This is a genomic window from Dyella sp. EPa41 (assembly GCF_016586165.1).
GTDB lineage: Bacteria > Pseudomonadota > Gammaproteobacteria > Xanthomonadales > Rhodanobacteraceae > Dyella.
Map to the genome: position 1 here is coordinate 19,443 of NZ_BCPR01000013.1, position 15,479 is coordinate 34,921.

Genomic DNA, 15,479 nt, shown 5'->3' on the forward strand with positions numbered 1-15,479 from the left:
TTGCTCTTTACTTCCTCTCCCCTTCAGGGGAGAGGACTGAGGTGAGGGGTGGGTGCTCGCGATGATGCTGCTACGAGGCGCGCTTCGATCAAGCCATGAGGCAGGCGTGGCCCTCACCCCAACCCTCTCCTCGCTCCTCAAAGCCGCGGCCATCCATGGCCGCTTCCCGCGTGCCCCAAAGGGGAGAGGGAGAAGGGCGGTTCACGACAGGTTGTAGGCCTTTTCTTCGTGCAGCGCGATATCGAGGCCGACCATTTCCTGCTCGTCGTCCACGCGCAGGCCGAGCGTCCAGTCGATCAGCTTGAGGATGACGAGACTGAGCACGGCGCTCCACACGACGGTGAAGCCCACGCCCTTCGCCTGGATCCACAACTGTCCCCACAGGGATTCGACGGCGCCGAAACCGCCCAGCCTGGGCGAGGCCAGCGGACCGGTAAGCAGCGCGCCGACAATGCCGGCGATCGCGTGTACGCCGAACACGTCGAGCGTATCGTCGTAGCCGAGCTTGTGCTTGAGCCGCGTGGCGCTGAAGAAGCAGATCACGCCGGCGATCAAGCCGAGCACCAGCGCGCCACCGGGGCCGGCCGTACCGGCGGCTGGCGTCACCGCTACGAGTCCGGCGACGGCGCCGGAGACGATGCCCAGCACGCTGGGACGCCCATGCGCGATCCATTCGGCCGCGAGCCAGCCCAGCGCGGCGGCGGCGGTGGCGATCTGCGTCACCAGCATCGCCATGCCTGCGCTGCCGTTGGCGGCCACGGCCGAGCCCGCGTTGAAACCGAACCAGCCCAGCCACAGCAGGCTCGCGCCCACCACGGTGTAGCCGAGGTTGTGCGGCGGCATGGGCACGTGGGGGTAGCCGCGGCGCTTGCCGATCACCAGGCAGGCGATGAGGCCGGCGATGCCGGCGTTGATGTGCACCACGGTGCCGCCGGCGAAATCGAGCACGCCCAGGTCGCCGAGGAACGAACCCGGGCCGCTCCACACCATGTGCGCCACTGGCAGGTAGACGATGGTGAGCCATAGCCCGCTGAACCACAGCAGGGCGCTGAATTTCATGCGCTCGGCAAAGGCGCCGATGATCAGCGCGGGCGTGATGATGGCGAAGGTCAGCTGGAACATCACGAACACGCTTTCCGGCACCGTCTGGTAGCGCGAATCGGGCTTGAGCCCGGCCAGCAGCACGCGATCGAGGCCGCCGATGAACGAGTGCAGGTTGGTCACGCCCGCCTGCATGCCCTCGGTGCTGAACGCGAGCGAGAAGCCGTAGAGCAGCCACAGCACCGTCACCAGTGCCGTGATGGCGAAGCATTGCATCAGCACCGACAACAGGTTCTTCGCGCGCACCATGCCGCCGTAGAACAGCGCCAGTCCAGGGATGGTCATCAGCAGCACGAACGCCGTGGCCGTGAGCATCCACGCGGTGTCGCCGCTGTCTATGTGGGTCGTCGTGGCGGCGGCCTGGGCCCATGCCGGCGAGGTGCCGACGAGCGCGGCGAGCGCGAGCGCAGGGCGGACGAGCTTGGCGTTACAGCGCATCGACATCGACCTCCTGCGTACGGATGCGGATCGCCTGCTCCAGCTCGCTCACGAAGATCTTGCCGTCGCCGATCTTGCCGGTACGCGCCGCGCCGATGATGGCCTCGACCGCCTGGTCGACCTGCTCATCGGCCACGGCGACTTCCAGCTTCAGCTTGGGCAGGAAGTCCACGACATACTCCGCGCCGCGGTACAGCTCGGTATGCCCGTGCTGGCGGCCAAAGCCCTTTACCTCCGTGACGGTCATGCCCGTCACGCCCACCTCGGTCAGCGCCTGCCGGACGTCGTCCAGCGTAAACGGCTTGATGATCGCCGTGATCCATTTCATCCCCGAACGCTCCCCGTGACATGGATATGTCGCGGTGCAGCAGGATGCGTGCCATGACGATGCGATGAGCCATGACGCATTCGCGTGCCGTTCCTTTCGTCATCCCGGCGCAGGCCGGAATCCAGTCGCTTCAATGGGTTGCAAGGCGCTGGAGCCCGGCCTTCGGCGGGATGACGGTGAGTGGAGCCTCGGCCGCCAGCTTCGAAGGACGCCGGCATTGCCCGAAAACGGGGCGTTACACCCGGCGATCGCCCGCTTTTGGTGCACCGCCACGGTTTGACCCATGAGGCTTTAATCAGTACCATTTTGGTACCGATTCCCGCAGTCCCTTCCGGCCGCTCCCCATGCTTCGCGTCAGCCGCCTCACCGACTACGCCACGGTGGTGATGACCTGCATCGCCGCCCATCCCGACGACGTGCTCAGCACGGCGCAGATCGCCGATGAGACGCGCCTGGAGCTGCCCACCGTGAGCAAGCTGCTCAAGTCGCTGGGGCATGCGGGGCTGGTGGAGTCCTTCCGCGGCGTCAATGGCGGCTACCGCCTGGCGCGTCCGGCCGGGGAGATCACCCTGGCGCAGATCGTCGAAGCGCTGGAAGGCCCCATCGGCATGACCGAATGCAGCCTCGCCGAAGGCCAGTGCGATCGCGAGTCGCAGTGCGGCGTGCGATCCAACTGGCAACGCGTCAACAGCGTGGTGGACAACGCCCTGCGCGCCATCAGCCTGTCCGACATGCTCAAACCTCCCAGTCGCCGCATCGATGCGACCCTGATCGGCTGACCGATCGCGCAACGACCGCCCCCGACGACGACACGAAGATCGATATGACTACCGAAACCACCGACCGCAGCGATACCTCCGCCACGCTTCGCGACAACGCCGAAGTGGCCGCCGCGCTGGGCCGCCGCTACGAAGCCGGTTTCGTCACCGACATCGAAACCGACAGCCTGCCACCCGGCCTGTCCGAGGACATCATCCGCCAGCTTTCGGCGCTCAAGCAGGAGCCGGAATGGATGACCGAGTGGCGCCTGAAGGCCTATCGCCACTGGCTCACCATGCCCGAGCCGCACTGGGCCAAGCTCAACATCGGCGCCATCGATTTCCAGGCGATCAGCTACTACGCCTCGCCCAAGAACAAGCCCAAGTCGCTGGACGAAGTCGACCCGAAGCTGCTGGAGACCTACGACAAGCTCGGCGTGCCGCTGCACGAGCGCGCCAAGCTCGCCGGCGTCGCCGTGGACGCGGTGTTCGACTCGGTGTCCGTGGGCACGACCTTCCGCAAGGAACTGGCCGAAGCCGGCGTGATCTTCTGCTCGATGAGCGAAGCCATCCGCGAACATCCCGAACTGGTGCAGAAGTACCTCGGCAGCGTGGTGCCGACCGGCGACAACTACTTCGCCGCGCTCAACTCCGCGGTGTTCTCCGACGGCTCGTTCGTGTTCATCCCCAGGGGCGTGCGCTGCCCGATGGAGCTGTCCACCTACTTCCGCATCAACGCCGGCCACACCGGCCAGTTCGAACGCACGCTGATCATCGCGGAAGAGGGCGCCTACGTGTCCTACCTCGAAGGCTGCACCGCGCCGATGCGCGACGAGAACCAGCTGCACGCCGCCGTGGTGGAGCTGGTGGCGCTGGAAAAGGCGCAGATCAAGTATTCGACCGTGCAGAACTGGTACCCCGGCGACGAGAACGGCGTCGGCGGCATCTACAACTTCGTGACCAAGCGCGGCGACTGCCGCGGCGACGATTCGAAGATCTCGTGGACGCAGGTGGAAACCGGTTCGGCCATCACCTGGAAATACCCCAGCTGCGTGCTGCGCGGCGACCGCTCGGTGGGCGAGTTCTACTCGGTGGCGCTCACGCACCATCGCCAGCAGGCCGACACCGGCACCAAGATGATCCACCTCGGCAAGGGCACCAAGTCCAAGATCGTCTCCAAGGGCATCAGCGCCGGGCGCAGCAGCAACAGCTATCGCGGCCTGGTGAAGGTGGAGAAGGGCGCCGAGGGCGCGCGCAACTACACGCAGTGCGACAGCCTGCTGATCGGCAAGAAGTGTGGCGCGCACACCTTCCCCTATATGGAAGTGAAGAACCCGACCGCCATCGTCGAGCACGAGGCCACCACCTCGAAGATTTCCGACGACCAGCTGTTCTACTGCCGCAGCCGCGGCATCGGCGAGGAAGATGCCGTGTCGATGATCGTCGACGGCTTCTGCAAGCAGGTGTTCCGCGAGCTGCCGATGGAATTCGCCGTCGAGGCGAAGAAGCTGCTGGAAGTCTCGCTGGAAGGTGCGGTGGGATGAGCGCGGTACGGTCATCGCATTGGGACACGGTGTACAGCGAGAAGGGCGAGGCGCAGACCAGCTGGTTCCGCGCGCGCCTCGACGAATCGCTGCGCCTGATCGATGCGCTGGACCTGGCTCGTGACCAGCCCGTGCTGGACGTGGGCGGCGGTCGCTCCACCCTGGTCGATGACCTGTTGTCGCGCGGATTCCGCGACGTGAGCGTGCTGGACCTTTCCGGCGTGGCGCTCGATGAAACGAGGCGCCGGCTCGGCGCGAAGGCCGATGCCGTGCACTGGGTCGTCGGCGACGTCACCAGGGCCGAATGGCCGCCTGTCGCGCTATGGCATGACCGCGCGGTGCTGCATTTCCTGGTCGATGCGGACGAACGCGCGCGTTACGTCGCAGCGGCATCATGCACGGTGCAGGCCGGCGGCCATGCCGTCATCGGCGTGTTCGCGGCGGACGGCCCCGAGCGCTGCAGCGGCCTGCCCGTCGCGCGCTATGACGCACCCGCGCTGGCCGCGCTATTCAAGGATTCGTTCGAACTGATCGCCACCAGTCGCGACGTGCACCGCACGCCGGCCGGCGGTTCCCAAGCTTTCACTTATGCCGTGCTTCGTCGCCGCGGTGGCGACAACGCCTGATTCCATCGAGTAACCACCATGCTGAAGATCGAAAACCTGCACGCCCGCGTCGAGGGCAAGGACATCCTCAAGGGGCTCACGCTCACCGTGAATCCGGGCGAGGTGCACGCGATCATGGGACCGAACGGCGCCGGCAAGTCCACGCTGGGCAACGTGCTGTCCGGTCGTGACGGTTACGAAGTGACCGCAGGCTCGGTGACCTTCAACGGCATCGACCTGCTGGCGCTGGAGCCGGAAGAACGCGCTGCCGCCGGCGTGTTTCTGGCCTTCCAGTATCCGGTCGAAATCCCCGGCGTGAACAACACCTACTTCCTGCGCGCCGCGCTCAACGCGCAGCGCAAGCAGCGCGGCGAGAAGGAACTGGATTCCATGCAGTTCCTCAAGCTGGTGCGCGAGAAGCTCAAGATCATGCAGATCTCCGACGAGCTGCTGCACCGAGCGGTGAACGAAGGCTTCTCGGGCGGCGAAAAGAAGCGCAACGAGATCTTCCAGATGGCCGTGCTGGAGCCGAAGCTCGCGATCCTCGACGAGACCGACTCGGGCCTGGACATCGACGCGCTCAAGCAGGTCGCGCAGGGCGTGAACGCGCTGCGTACGACGGAACGCGGTTTCCTGGTGATCACCCACTACCAGCGCCTGCTCGAGTACATCGAGCCCGATTTCGTGCACGTGCTGGCCGGCGGCCGCATCGTGGAGAGCGGCGACAAGACGCTGGCGCTCAAGCTGGAAGAGCACGGCTACGCCTGGGTGGCGGACAAGGATCCGGCGCTTAGCGGGGCCTCGGCATGAGCGAAGCGCAACGCACGCCGTTCGTCGAATCGCTGCTGGAAGCCGCCGCGCAGGCGCAGCTGCCGGGCAGCGGCATCGGCTGGTTGGACGCGGCCCGCCGGGAGAATCTCGATGCCTTCGTCGCGGCCGGCCTGCCGGATACCCGCGTGGAAGCATGGAAATACACCGCGCTGCGCGCGCTGGGCCAGCGCCGGTTTGCGCCGGGCGATGCGCAGGCGACGACGCGCGCCGTGGATGCCGCGGCAATCACGCTGCCGGGCGTCGATGGCCCCGCGCTGGTGTTCGTCAACGGCGTGTTCCGCGCCGATCTTTCGCGCGTCGATGCGCTGCCTGCCGGCCTGAGCCTGCAGCCGCTCTCGCAGGCGCTCCAGGGTGATGCCGAACCCCTGCGCTTCGCGCTTTCGCGTCACTACCGCGAAGGCGGTGATGCATTCGCGCGCCTCAACGCGGCGCTCTCCGGCGACGGCGTCGTGCTGCGCGTCGCGCCCCACGCCACGGTGGCGCAGACCGTGCACCTGGTGTTCGTCGGTGCGGCGGCCGAGGGTGATCTCGCCTGGCATATGCGGCACATCGTAGAACTCGGCGAGGGCGCCGAACTGTCGCTGGTCGAGCATCACGTCGCCAGCGGCGAGCAGCAGCACCTGGGTACGCAGGTCACCGACATCGCGCTGCGCAAGGGTGCCCGCCTTCGGTGGGTCACACTGCAGGACGCGTCGGCCGGCAGCACCCTGGTACGCCATGACAGCATGCAGTTGGATGAGGACGCACAAGCCGCGTCGCATGTGCTGGAACTCGGCGGCGCGCTCGTGCGCCACGACCTGCACGCCACGCTGGCAGGCGACCGTTCGCGACTGGAAACGCGCGGCGTGTTCGTGCTCAACGGCCGCCAGCATGTCGATACGCAGATGGCCATCCGCCACCAGGCGCTCGGTACCGCTTCGGATTCGGTCTGGCGCGGCGTGGCCGACCAGCGTTCGCGCGGCGTGTTCCGCGGCGCCATCGTGGTGGCGCAAGGCGCCGACGGCAGCGATGCCAGCCTGAGCAGCAAGAACCTGCTGCTCTCCGGCCAGGCCGAGATCGACACCAAGCCCGAACTGGAAATCTATGCGGACGAAGTAAAGGCCGCCCACGGCGCCACCGTTGGACAGCTGGACGAGCGTTCGCTGTTCTACCTGCGCTCGCGCGGCATACCGCTCGCCGAAGCGCGCGCCATGCTGACGGCGGCGTTTTGCCGCGCGGTGTTCGCCTCCCTCGACAACGATGCGTTGCGCGAACATCTCGATCATCAGCTGATGGCGCACCTGCCTTCCGCGTGAAGGCGATTCCAAGGCAACAAGGCGAATGAACCGATGAATGCACAGACCCAGGCGAGCCCTACCGTATTCGACGTGCAGCGCATCCGCGCCGACTTCCCCTTGCTGTCGCGCACCGTGCATGACAAGCCCTTGGTCTATTTCGACAACGCCAACACCAGCCAGAAACCGGCGAGCGTGATCGAGGCGGTGGACAACCACTATCGCCGCCACAACGCCAACGTTTCCCGCGCCGTGCACCAGCTCGGCGAGGAAGCCACCGCCGCCTACGAGGGCGCGCGCGACAAGCTGGCGCGCTTCATCAACGCCACCTCGCGCAACGAACTGGTGCTGACCTCGGGCACCACGCAGTCGATCAACCTCGTGGCCTACAGCTATGCGTTGCCGCGCCTGAAGCAGGGCGACGCCATCCTCACCACGGTGATGGAGCACCACGCCAACATCGTGCCATGGCAGCTGATGGCCGCACGCACCGGCGCCACCGTGAAGGCGGCGCCGATCGATGAACGTGGCGAGCTGATCGTCGAGAAATACATCGAGATGCTGACGCCGGAAGTGAAGCTGGCCTGCGTCACCCACGTGTCGAACGTGCTCGGCACGGTCAATCCGGTGAAGGACATTGCCAGGGAATGCCGCAAGCGCGGCATCCCGCTGCTGGTGGACGGTTCGCAGGCGGTGCCGCATCGCCCGGTCGACGTGCAGGCGCTGGGCTGCGATTTCTACGCGTTGACCGGCCACAAGATGCTTTCACCCACGGGCACCGGCGCTTTGTGGGCGCGCAAGGAACACCTGGAGGCCATGCCGCCGTTCTTCGGTGGCGGCGAGATGATCCGCGAGGTGCGTTTCGACGGCACCACCTTCGCCGAGCCGCCGCACAAGTTCGAGGCGGGCACGCCGAACATCGCCGGTTTCGTCGGCCTGAGCGCGGCCATCGATTACTACCATTCGGTGGGGTTCGACGCGATCCATTCGTGGGAGCAGCAGCTGCTGGCGTATGCCACGGAGCGCTTGCGTGAAATCCCCGGTCTGCGCCTGGTCGGCGAGGCCAGGGAGAAGGAGCCGGTGATCTCGTTCCTGATCGAAGGCGCGCAGGCGACCGACCTTGCCACGCTGCTCGACCTGCAGGGTGTTGCCGTGCGCTCGGGTCACCACTGCGCCCATCCGCTGATGCAGTTCTTCAAGGTGCCCGCCACGCTGCGCGCCTCGCTCGCGTTCTACAACACGCGCGAAGAAGTGGACGCGTTCATTACCGCCTTGTTGAAGGTGCGCAAGCTGCTGATGTGACGGTGCGACCCGCGCCGCCCGGGCGGCCGGTCATTGCCTGCTGCGTAGGCCCTTGATGTATTCCAGTTCCGCCAGGGACCTGGGCTCGTCATGGGTAATGGCGAGACACGACTTGTAGGCCGACTCCGCTTCGTCGAGCTTGTGGAGTTCAACCAGTACATAGCCCTTGCCGCGCAGCGACACACACTTGTAGTGATTCACCATGTCGGGCGTGGATGCGAGCTCCGCGTGCGCCTCCGCTTGCTCGTACAAGGCCATTGCCTTGGCGAAGTCACGCTTCTGCGCATACACGAAGGCCAGCTCATTGTTGTATTGCGGGTCCATGGGGGCGAGCGCCAGCGCCTTGCCGAGCTCGCGGATTTCTTCGTCGAACTGGTTCATTTCGCCGTAGATGTAGCCGCGCATCCAGTAGGCCATGGCCCAGGCGGGGCCGAACACGATGGTCTCCTGCGATTTTCCGCTCAGGTTGACGAGCATGGCGTAGACCAGTGCGTCGGTCTCGGCGTGGGCGCTATAGACGGCCATGTCGCCTTGGCCATAACGCGACTCGTAATGGTCGATGACCTCGTTGAGCGGTTCCATGGCGGCCTTGAGCTTGCCGTCCTTCACCAGCTTGAACGCCGTATCGACTTTGTCGGCATCGGCGTCGATCCGAACCTTGCCTTCGGGAACGGTGTGAATCGTGACGTTGTTTCCCTTGGCGGTGATCAACACGACGTCGGAGCCGGTGTCGATCGTGGGCTGCGTCGGCCGTGGTGCCTGGTGGGCACAGGCGCACAACAGGCAGGCCAGGCCCATGGCCGGAATGGATCGGCGCATCGTCGTATTCCCCCGTGGAATGTCCCACTGCAGCCTAGTCGATAGGTTCGCGCGGCGCCACGGACCGAAACAAGGACGCCGCGGCAAGCCGCGGCGTCCTTGCGGCCAGGGATGCCGGCCTCTTACCAGATCTTTACCTGCCTCTCGCTGTCGCGAACCATCTTGTCGCCGGCCTTGCACTGGAACGCCTGGGCGAACGCGGGCATGTTGGACGGCGCACCGATGGCGCGGAACTGCGCGGGGGCGTGCGGGTCGGTGTTGAGCAGGGTGAGCTGCGCTTCCGGGCGGATGTTGCCGCGCCACACGCGGGCCCAGTTGAGGAAGAAGCGCTGGTCCTGGGTGTAGCCGTCGATCTTGCTTGCCGCTTCCTTCGGATGCTTCGCCAGCGCCATCTGCAGCGCATCGTAGGCCGCGTTGAGGCCGCCGAGGTCGCCGATGTTCTCGCCCATGGTCAGCTTGCCATTGACGTACTTGCCCGGCAGCGCCTCGTAGTGGTTGAACTGGTCGGCCAGCTTGTCGGTGCGCGACTCGAAGGCCTTGCGGTCTTCGTCGGTCCACCAGTTGGCGTTGTTGCCCTGGGCGTCGAACTTGCTGCCCTGGTCGTCGTAGCCGTGGCCCATTTCGTGGCCGATCACCGCGCCGATGCCGCCGTAGTTGAGCGCATCGTCGGCCTTGGCGTCGAAGAACGGCGGCTGCAGGATCGCGGCCGGAAACACGATCTCGTTCTTTTGCGGGCTGTAGTAGGCGTTCACCGTCTGCGGGGTCATGCCCCACTCGGTGCGGTCCACCGGCTTGCCGATCTTGCCCACCATGTAGTCGTAGTTGAACTTGGCGGCCGATTCGACGTTGGCGAAATAATCGCCCTGGCGAATCTGCAGGCCCGTCCAGTCACGCCACTTGTCGGGGTAGCCGATCTTCGGCGTGAAGCTGGCCCATTTCTCCAGCGCTTTCTGCTTGGTCGCCTCGCTCATCCACGGCAGGTTCTCGATGCGCGCCTTGTAGGCGACGCGCAGGTTGTTCACCAGCTCCTGCGCGCGGGCCTTGGACTGCGGCGAGAACGTCTGCGCCACGTACAGCTGGCCCAGCGCCATGCCCATGCCACCCTCGACGGCGTCGAGCGTGCGCTTCCAGCGCGATTTCATTTCCTTCTGGCCATTGAGCGTCTTCGCGTTGAAGGCGAAGTCCTCCTGCTGGAACGGCGTGGAAAGGTAGGGCGCCGCCTCGTCGATGGCGTGGAAGCGCAGGTAGGCCTGCCACTCGGACACCGGCACGTCGGCCAGCATCTTGTCGAACTCGGCGAAGAACTTCGGCTGCGACAGCGAGAAGCCCTGCTGCACGTCCGCGCCCTGCGCCTTGAAGAACGTCGCCCAGTCGAAGTGCGGCGTCACCTTGTCGGCATCGGCGACGCTGACGTAGTGGTAGCGGTTTTCCGGCTGGCGCAGCTCAGTGGGCACCAGCGAGGCGGACGCCAGGCGGGTCTCGAACGCCATCACCGCCTTGGCCTGCGCCTGTGCGTCGGCGTCGCTCACGCCCACCAGTCGCAGCGTGCGGGCGATGTGCGCGACGTATTCGGCGCGGATCTTTTCGAAGTCGGGCTTGCTGTAGTAGTCGGCAGTGGGCAGGCCCAGGCCGCCCTGGCCGGCATACGCGATCTGCGTGCTGGAATCCTTGAAGTCCGGGCTGCCGTAGAAGCGGAAGGCCACCGGGTTGCCGTGCGCGTAGCTGTCGGTGATGTAGCCGACGATATCGCTGCTGTTCTTCAGGCCGTCGATGCGGGCGAGTTCCGGCTTGATCGGGGCGTAGCCGGCCTTCTCGATCGCGGCTTCGTCCATGCCCGAGGCGTAGAAATAGCCGATCTTCTGTTCGATGGAGCCGGGCTTGGCGCTGCCGGCGCCCTTGGCAGCCTTTTCCGCGATGGTGTGCTGCACGTTGAGGCTGCCTTCGCGCAGCGCATCGAACGAACCCCAGCGCGTGCGATCGTCCGGAATCGGGTTGGCGGCGATCCACTTGGCATTGACGAAGCCGTTGAAGTCGTTGCACACATCCTTGCCGGTGTCCAACTCCTTGATGTCGAACGCGGCGGGGGCAGCCAGTGCACCCGTGCACACGGCCAGGCCCACCGCCAGCGCGAGCGGTTTCACAATGCGGTTTTTCATGGATTCTCCCTTGGTGGAATGCGTCAGGCGCACCCGGACTGCCGATAGTGCGTAGGCGGGCCGCTGCGGCCCCGCCGCACAGGCTAGGCAGCCTTCGCGAGGGGCGCACAGTGTCGAAGGTCATTGTGCGGTGCGGTCACGATGCCGCGGGCTTATCATGCAAGGATGCCTACCACGTCCTTGCCTGTGTACCGCGCGGCCACGGCCGCCGACGTCCCCGCCATCGTCGCCCTGGTCGAATCCGCCTATCGCGGCGAATCCGGTCAGCGCGGATGGACCACCGAAACCCATCTGCTCGATGGGCAGCGCACCGATGCGGCGAACGTCGAGGAGCTGATCGCCCGCGCCGGCAGCAGGGTGCTATTGGCCGAGCGTGACGGCGTGCTGGTCGCCTGTTGCCATGTGGAGCAGCAGGGCAGTCATGGCTATTTCGGCATGTTCGCGGTCAACCCCGAGCTGCAGATGGCCGGCCTCGGCCGGGCGTTGCTGGCCGAGGCCGAACGCGTCGCGCGCGACGAGTGGCGTGCCATCGCCATGCGCATGTCGGTGATCGAGCAACGCGCCGAGCTCATCGCGTGGTACGAGCGGCGCGGCTATCGGCTCACCGGCGAGACGGGCGAGTTTCCCTATGGCCAGCCGCGTTTCGGCGTTCCCCGCCGCGACGACCTGCGCTTCGTCTACATGAGCAAGCCGCTGCAGGAGGTGGCCGCATGAATCTCGCCGATTGGATCTTCGTGGGAACGCGCAGCGAGCTGCTGCCCGGCGAGTTCAAGGTGGTATGGGATGGCGACACGGCCATTGCCGTCTACAACATCGACGGCGATCTGTACGCCATCGAGGATGTCTGCAGCCACGACGGCGGTGAACTCGCCGGCGGCGAAGTGCACGGCTTCGAAGTGGAGTGCCCGCGCCATGGGGCGCGTTTCGACCTGCGCACCGGCGCCGTCACTTGTCCGCCGGCGTACGAGCCGATCGCGAGTTTTCCCGTGCACGAGGTGGACGGGCAGATCTGGACGCGCGACGATCGTTGAGGGCCGTTTGCACGGGGCGTGGCGACCGCGCCCGCTGACCATTCAGGGAGGAATGCTCGATGATGCGGTTTCGTTGGCTGCTCGGCAGCTTGCTCGCTCTGGTCGTGCCGTGCGCATCCGCGGAACTGCACGTTCCCGACGTTCACTATCCCAGCCTGCCCGCGCAGGCCATGCATGCCGAAGGCTTCGTGCCGAACGGATGGCGACTGGAATCGCAACAGGCCGATGACCTCAATGGCGATGGTCGGCCCGACCTCGTGCTTGTCCTGCGGCAGCAGGATCCAGCCAATGTCATACGCAACGACGACGGCCTGGGCGAAAACCCGCTGGACACGAATCCGCGCATCCTGGCCGTGGCGTTCGCGCGTGATGGTGGCGGTTATGCGCTGGCGTTGCAGAATCACGCATTGATCCCGCGCCACGACATCCCGACCATCGAGGACATGCTCAGCGAGGGTGGCGTATCGGTACTGCGGGGCGTGTTGCGCGTCACCCTGCATTTCTGGGCCAATGCCGGCAGCTGGTCGATGGGCAACACGACGTACACGTTCCGCTGGCAGAACGGCCGCTTCGAGCTGATCGGCTACGACAGCGATTCGGTGATGCGCAATTCGGGCGCCAGTGAGAGCCTCAGCATCAACTACTCCACCGGCAAGGTGAGGCGCGGCGTCGGCAACATGCAGGACGACAAGGAAACCGTCACCTGGCAGAAGTTGCCTTCGTCACGTCGATGGACGCTCGATGAGGTGGGCGATGGCTCGGCGTTCGATCCGCTGCCGGCGCGCTGAGCCGGCGGTTCGTCAGAGCCTGTAGACGAAGGCCAGCGTGGTGGTCAGCTGGTTGGGCGTGCCGAAGCTCCTGACCAGCGGGCTGTCGGCGGCATCGCCAAGCAGCCGGGTGTAGTTCAGGGCCAACGCAAAGCCGGTGTGCACGCTGGTGGGGATATAGGCGTCGTATTCGAGCGACACCTGCTGGCTTCCCGCGCCTGGCGACCACGGCGTGACACCGAGCTTGGCGGCCTGCCCGGGCGTGACGCCGAAGAAGCGCCGCATCGCCGGACCGTTCATGCCTTGCCACTGCAGCTGCAGGCTGTGCTCGATGTAACCGAGGGCAGGCAGGTCGTAGTCGGCGTAGACATTGAGGTAGGCGCCCGCGCCTTGCGTATCGTGGCTCAGCGTGGCGCCCAGATTGAGCTGCACCGTGGCCTGGTACTCCAGGTAGCCGCCCCCGTTGAGGCGGGGCGAGAGCGAGTCGACGACGCCGGCCAGCGGCGCGCCGAGTTCGTCATGGTCGCGTCCCCACAGGTAGTTGCCGTAGAGGCCACCACGCCATTGCTGCCCGTGGATCAGGTCGACGGTGAGGCCGTCGAGCGTGGAGAGCGTGATGTGCCACGGCAACTCGGCCTGGATATAGGGAACCGCCTGGTTGCGATGCTCGCTCGATCCCATCCATGCCGGCATGCGTTCCACGCCGCCACCCAGCAATACGTTCGGACCATCGGTGACATTGTCCGCCCTGGCATGGAACGCCGTCGTCAGGCACAACAGTCCGGCAACGGCGCGCAGCGTCAGCGCGAATGGAAAACGACGAAGGGACATGTGATACGGATCAGGAGCCGGGCTTGGCTGGCGCACTGGCGTGGGTGCCGGCGCCGAACTGCACGATGACGCGCTGGCCGATGCGCAAGGAGGCCGGGGGCGGCTGGTCGAACGCCAGCACGCATTCCACCGTGCGCGTATTGGCGCGGATCAGCGGATCCTCTTCCAGTGCGCTCGGGCCGAAGACGGTGCCGATGCGCTGCACGTGCGCGCTGAGCGTGGGGGCGCCGCTGCCGCTGTCGTCGACCACGGTGGCGTGCATGCCATCCTGCACCGCGCCCACGAAGGACTCGTTGAGCTCGGCGCGCACGATCCGCGCGCCTTCCGGCAACAGCACGAAGGCCGGGCCGCCCTGTGGCGATACCGCGGCACCGGGCTGGATGTCGCGTTCCACGATCTGCGCATCGACGGGCGCGACCAGGCTGCGCTGGGCGAGTTCGTAGCGGGCGGCGTCCAGCTTCTGCACGGCCATCGCTTCGGCGGCGCGGGCGTTGTCCAGTTCACCCCGCAACTGCTGGGCGGCGTCGTGCGCGTCATCGGCGCTCTGGCCATCGCCCGCACCCGCGGATGCCGCCTGGGCGAGGCGGCTGGCGCGCTGCTGCGCCGCCTTGAGGCGAACCTCGAGCAGCTTGCCTTGTGCCTGGGCCTGTTTCTGTTCGGCCTCGGCGGCGTTCACCGCGAGCTGCGCCGGACGCGTATCGAGCACGGCCAGCACCTGGCCTTTGTGCACATGGTCGCCTTCGTGCGCCTTGATCTCGGCGACGACGCCGTCGCGCGGCATGCTCAGCTTGAGCAGGCCGCCTTCGACATCCACGCGTCCGCGGGCCACGGCCGCATAGCCGACGGACGCGGGCGCCGGCGCGTTGCCCTTGGAGGCGTCGTCGCGCGAGCAGGCCGCCAGCAGCGAAACGACGAAAGCCAGGGAAAGCGGGATGAGCGGACGCAGGGTCATGCAGAAGGTTCCTCGAGTCCCGACGTCGGCGTCGAAGTGGGGGACGGCACACGGTCGCTAAGGATACGTCCATCCTCCATGGCCAGCACGCGATCGGCGTGACCGACCAGGCGCGGGTCATGGCTGACGCACAGTACGGTAGTGCCGTGGGTGCGCGCGATGCGATGCAGGATGTCGATGATGATTTGCCCGTTCGCTGCATCCAGCGCGCTGGTGGGTTCGTCGGCGAACAGCAGGTCCGGCTCCTTGGCCAGCGCACGGGCTATGGCCACGCGCTGCTTCTCGCCGCCGGACAGCTCGGACGGGCGCAGGCCCATGCGAGGCCCCAGGCCCACCTCCTCCAGCGACGCCACGGCGCGGCGTCGAGCTTCGCCCGGCGCCAGCCCCAGGTAGCTGAGCGGCAGTTCCACCTGCTCCAGCGCGTTGAGCGCCGGGAACAGGTTGAAGCCCTGGAACACGAAACCCGTGTGCTGCAGGCGGAAGCGCTCCAGCGCATGCGTATTGAGCTCGGCCAGGTCCTGGCCGAGCGCGAGCACCTGTCCGGCATCGGGGCGCTGCAGTCCGCTCAGGATGGCGAGCAGAGTGCTCTTGCCACAGCCCGACGGGCCGGAAATCAGCGTGAGCTCGCCCGCGCGCATGTCCAGCGTGAGGTTGTGCAGCACCGTGTTGTGGATGGGGCCGGACGTGAACGACTTGGTCACGTTGCGGGCCTGCAACGAAATGGAAGACATGGCGCGTGCCC

The 15,479-nt window shown here is 66.4% G+C and carries 16 protein-coding genes; 9 read left to right on the forward strand and 7 right to left on the reverse strand.

The window, feature by feature from the left end; genetic code table 11:
- Nucleotides 1-201: 201 nt before the first annotated feature.
- Both JMF82_RS06395 and JMF82_RS06400 read right to left on the reverse strand, forming a co-directional pair.
- Nucleotides 202-1,545 carry an ammonium transporter gene (locus JMF82_RS06395; protein WP_255559928.1) on the reverse strand — a complete coding sequence of 448 codons (1,344 nt, stop codon included), beginning with the start codon at nt 1,543-1,545 and terminating at the stop codon, nt 202-204.
- On the reverse strand, nt 1,529-1,867 hold the full coding sequence (locus tag JMF82_RS06400; protein WP_038615807.1) for a P-II family nitrogen regulator: 339 nt from the start codon (nt 1,865-1,867) through the stop codon (nt 1,529-1,531). The genes JMF82_RS06395 and JMF82_RS06400 overlap by 17 nt, the downstream gene beginning before the upstream one ends.
- Nucleotides 1,868-2,211: 344 nt before the next feature.
- Here JMF82_RS06400 and JMF82_RS06405 point away from each other — a divergent pair, with 344 nt between their 5' ends.
- The 6 genes from JMF82_RS06405 to JMF82_RS06430 are packed head-to-tail and all read left to right on the forward strand — an operon-like array spanning nt 2,212 to nt 8,181.
- On the forward strand, nt 2,212-2,646 hold the full coding sequence (locus tag JMF82_RS06405) for an SUF system Fe-S cluster assembly regulator (RefSeq protein ID WP_201313696.1): 435 nt from the start codon (nt 2,212-2,214) through the stop codon (nt 2,644-2,646).
- A 44-nt stretch (nt 2,647-2,690) separates the two neighbouring features.
- Nucleotides 2,691-4,169 (forward strand): Fe-S cluster assembly protein SufB, encoded by a 1,479-nt coding sequence (sufB, locus tag JMF82_RS06410; protein WP_201313697.1) that lies wholly within the window; start codon nt 2,691-2,693, stop codon nt 4,167-4,169.
- Nucleotides 4,166-4,795, forward strand: a complete 630-nt coding sequence (locus tag JMF82_RS06415; protein ID WP_201313698.1) for a class I SAM-dependent methyltransferase — start codon at nt 4,166-4,168, stop codon at nt 4,793-4,795. Before sufB ends, JMF82_RS06415 begins: the two co-directional genes overlap by 4 nt.
- 18 nt (nt 4,796-4,813) lie before the next feature.
- Nucleotides 4,814-5,584, forward strand: coding sequence for a Fe-S cluster assembly ATPase SufC (gene sufC, locus JMF82_RS06420; protein WP_201313699.1), 771 nt, complete (start codon nt 4,814-4,816; stop codon nt 5,582-5,584).
- A complete protein-coding gene (sufD, locus tag JMF82_RS06425; RefSeq protein ID WP_201313700.1) occupies nt 5,581-6,900 on the forward strand; it encodes a Fe-S cluster assembly protein SufD in 1,320 nt (439 codons plus the stop codon). Before sufC ends, sufD begins: the two co-directional genes overlap by 4 nt.
- A gap of 33 nt (nt 6,901-6,933) precedes the next feature.
- Nucleotides 6,934-8,181, forward strand: coding sequence for a cysteine desulfurase (locus JMF82_RS06430; protein WP_201313701.1), 1,248 nt, complete (start codon nt 6,934-6,936; stop codon nt 8,179-8,181).
- A 30-nt stretch (nt 8,182-8,211) separates the two neighbouring features.
- On the opposite strand, the gene JMF82_RS06435 is transcribed toward JMF82_RS06430, so the two are convergent.
- Nucleotides 8,212-9,000 carry a tetratricopeptide repeat protein gene (locus JMF82_RS06435; RefSeq protein WP_201313702.1) on the reverse strand — a complete coding sequence of 263 codons (789 nt, stop codon included), beginning with the start codon at nt 8,998-9,000 and terminating at the stop codon, nt 8,212-8,214.
- A gap of 122 nt (nt 9,001-9,122) precedes the next feature.
- Nucleotides 9,123-11,156: a M13-type metalloendopeptidase gene (locus JMF82_RS06440; RefSeq protein WP_201313703.1), complete on the reverse strand. Its 2,034-nt coding sequence runs from the start codon at nt 11,154-11,156 to the stop codon at nt 9,123-9,125.
- 165 nt (nt 11,157-11,321) lie between these two features.
- On the opposite strand from JMF82_RS06440, the gene JMF82_RS06445 reads away from it, so the two are divergent.
- Genes JMF82_RS06445 through JMF82_RS06455 form a run of 3 tightly spaced genes read left to right on the forward strand, consistent with a single transcriptional unit; the run spans nt 11,322 to nt 12,975 of the window.
- Entirely contained in the window at nt 11,322-11,870 is a 549-nt protein-coding gene (locus JMF82_RS06445) for a GNAT family N-acetyltransferase (protein ID WP_201313704.1), read from the forward strand.
- Nucleotides 11,867-12,187, forward strand: a complete 321-nt coding sequence (locus tag JMF82_RS06450; RefSeq protein ID WP_201313705.1) for a non-heme iron oxygenase ferredoxin subunit — start codon at nt 11,867-11,869, stop codon at nt 12,185-12,187. Before JMF82_RS06445 ends, JMF82_RS06450 begins: the two co-directional genes overlap by 4 nt.
- Nucleotides 12,188-12,246: 59 nt before the next feature.
- The gene (locus JMF82_RS06455) at nt 12,247-12,975 is read left to right on the forward strand and encodes a hypothetical protein (protein WP_236585324.1); all 729 of its coding nucleotides are present in this window, start codon (nt 12,247-12,249) and stop codon (nt 12,973-12,975) included.
- A 12-nt stretch (nt 12,976-12,987) separates the two neighbouring features.
- Here the strand turns inward: JMF82_RS06455 and JMF82_RS06460 are convergent, their stop codons facing one another.
- From JMF82_RS06460 to JMF82_RS06470, 3 genes are read right to left on the reverse strand one after another with little or no spacing between them, the layout of a single operon-like run.
- Entirely contained in the window at nt 12,988-13,785 is a 798-nt protein-coding gene (locus JMF82_RS06460) for a MipA/OmpV family protein (RefSeq protein ID WP_201313706.1), read from the reverse strand.
- Between the two features lie 10 nt (nt 13,786-13,795).
- Nucleotides 13,796-14,737 carry an HlyD family efflux transporter periplasmic adaptor subunit gene (locus tag JMF82_RS06465; RefSeq protein ID WP_201313707.1) on the reverse strand — a complete coding sequence of 314 codons (942 nt, stop codon included), beginning with the start codon at nt 14,735-14,737 and terminating at the stop codon, nt 13,796-13,798.
- Nucleotides 14,734-15,468 carry an ABC transporter ATP-binding protein gene (locus JMF82_RS06470; protein WP_201313708.1) on the reverse strand — a complete coding sequence of 245 codons (735 nt, stop codon included), beginning with the start codon at nt 15,466-15,468 and terminating at the stop codon, nt 14,734-14,736. The genes JMF82_RS06465 and JMF82_RS06470 overlap by 4 nt, the downstream gene beginning before the upstream one ends.
- Between the last annotated feature and the right edge of the window lie 11 nt (nt 15,469-15,479).

What these genes read in the sequence shown, in the direction of transcription:
- JMF82_RS06405 (WP_201313696.1), top strand. Translation starts at nt 2,212, where the DNA reads ATGCTTCGCGTCAGCCGCCTCACCGACTACGCCACGGTGGTGATGACC.
- sufB (WP_201313697.1), top strand. Translation starts at nt 2,691, where the DNA reads ATGACTACCGAAACCACCGACCGCAGCGATACCTCCGCCACGCTTCGC.
- JMF82_RS06415 (WP_201313698.1), top strand. Translation starts at nt 4,166, where the DNA reads ATGAGCGCGGTACGGTCATCGCATTGGGACACGGTGTACAGCGAGAAG.
- JMF82_RS06460 (WP_201313706.1), bottom strand. Translation starts at nt 13,785, where the DNA reads ATGTCCCTTCGTCGTTTTCCATTCGCGCTGACGCTGCGCGCCGTTGCC.
- JMF82_RS06445 (WP_201313704.1), top strand. Translation starts at nt 11,322, where the DNA reads ATGCCTACCACGTCCTTGCCTGTGTACCGCGCGGCCACGGCCGCCGAC.
- JMF82_RS06455 (WP_236585324.1), top strand. Translation starts at nt 12,247, where the DNA reads ATGATGCGGTTTCGTTGGCTGCTCGGCAGCTTGCTCGCTCTGGTCGTG.
- JMF82_RS06395 (WP_255559928.1), bottom strand. Translation starts at nt 1,545, where the DNA reads ATGTCGATGCGCTGTAACGCCAAGCTCGTCCGCCCTGCGCTCGCGCTC.
- JMF82_RS06435 (WP_201313702.1), bottom strand. Translation starts at nt 9,000, where the DNA reads ATGCGCCGATCCATTCCGGCCATGGGCCTGGCCTGCCTGTTGTGCGCC.
- sufC (WP_201313699.1), top strand. Translation starts at nt 4,814, where the DNA reads ATGCTGAAGATCGAAAACCTGCACGCCCGCGTCGAGGGCAAGGACATC.
- JMF82_RS06440 (WP_201313703.1), bottom strand. Translation starts at nt 11,156, where the DNA reads ATGAAAAACCGCATTGTGAAACCGCTCGCGCTGGCGGTGGGCCTGGCC.
- JMF82_RS06430 (WP_201313701.1), top strand. Translation starts at nt 6,934, where the DNA reads ATGAATGCACAGACCCAGGCGAGCCCTACCGTATTCGACGTGCAGCGC.
- JMF82_RS06470 (WP_201313708.1), bottom strand. Translation starts at nt 15,468, where the DNA reads ATGTCTTCCATTTCGTTGCAGGCCCGCAACGTGACCAAGTCGTTCACG.
- JMF82_RS06465 (WP_201313707.1), bottom strand. Translation starts at nt 14,737, where the DNA reads ATGACCCTGCGTCCGCTCATCCCGCTTTCCCTGGCTTTCGTCGTTTCG.
- sufD (WP_201313700.1), top strand. Translation starts at nt 5,581, where the DNA reads ATGAGCGAAGCGCAACGCACGCCGTTCGTCGAATCGCTGCTGGAAGCC.
- JMF82_RS06400 (WP_038615807.1), bottom strand. Translation starts at nt 1,867, where the DNA reads ATGAAATGGATCACGGCGATCATCAAGCCGTTTACGCTGGACGACGTC.
- JMF82_RS06450 (WP_201313705.1), top strand. Translation starts at nt 11,867, where the DNA reads ATGAATCTCGCCGATTGGATCTTCGTGGGAACGCGCAGCGAGCTGCTG.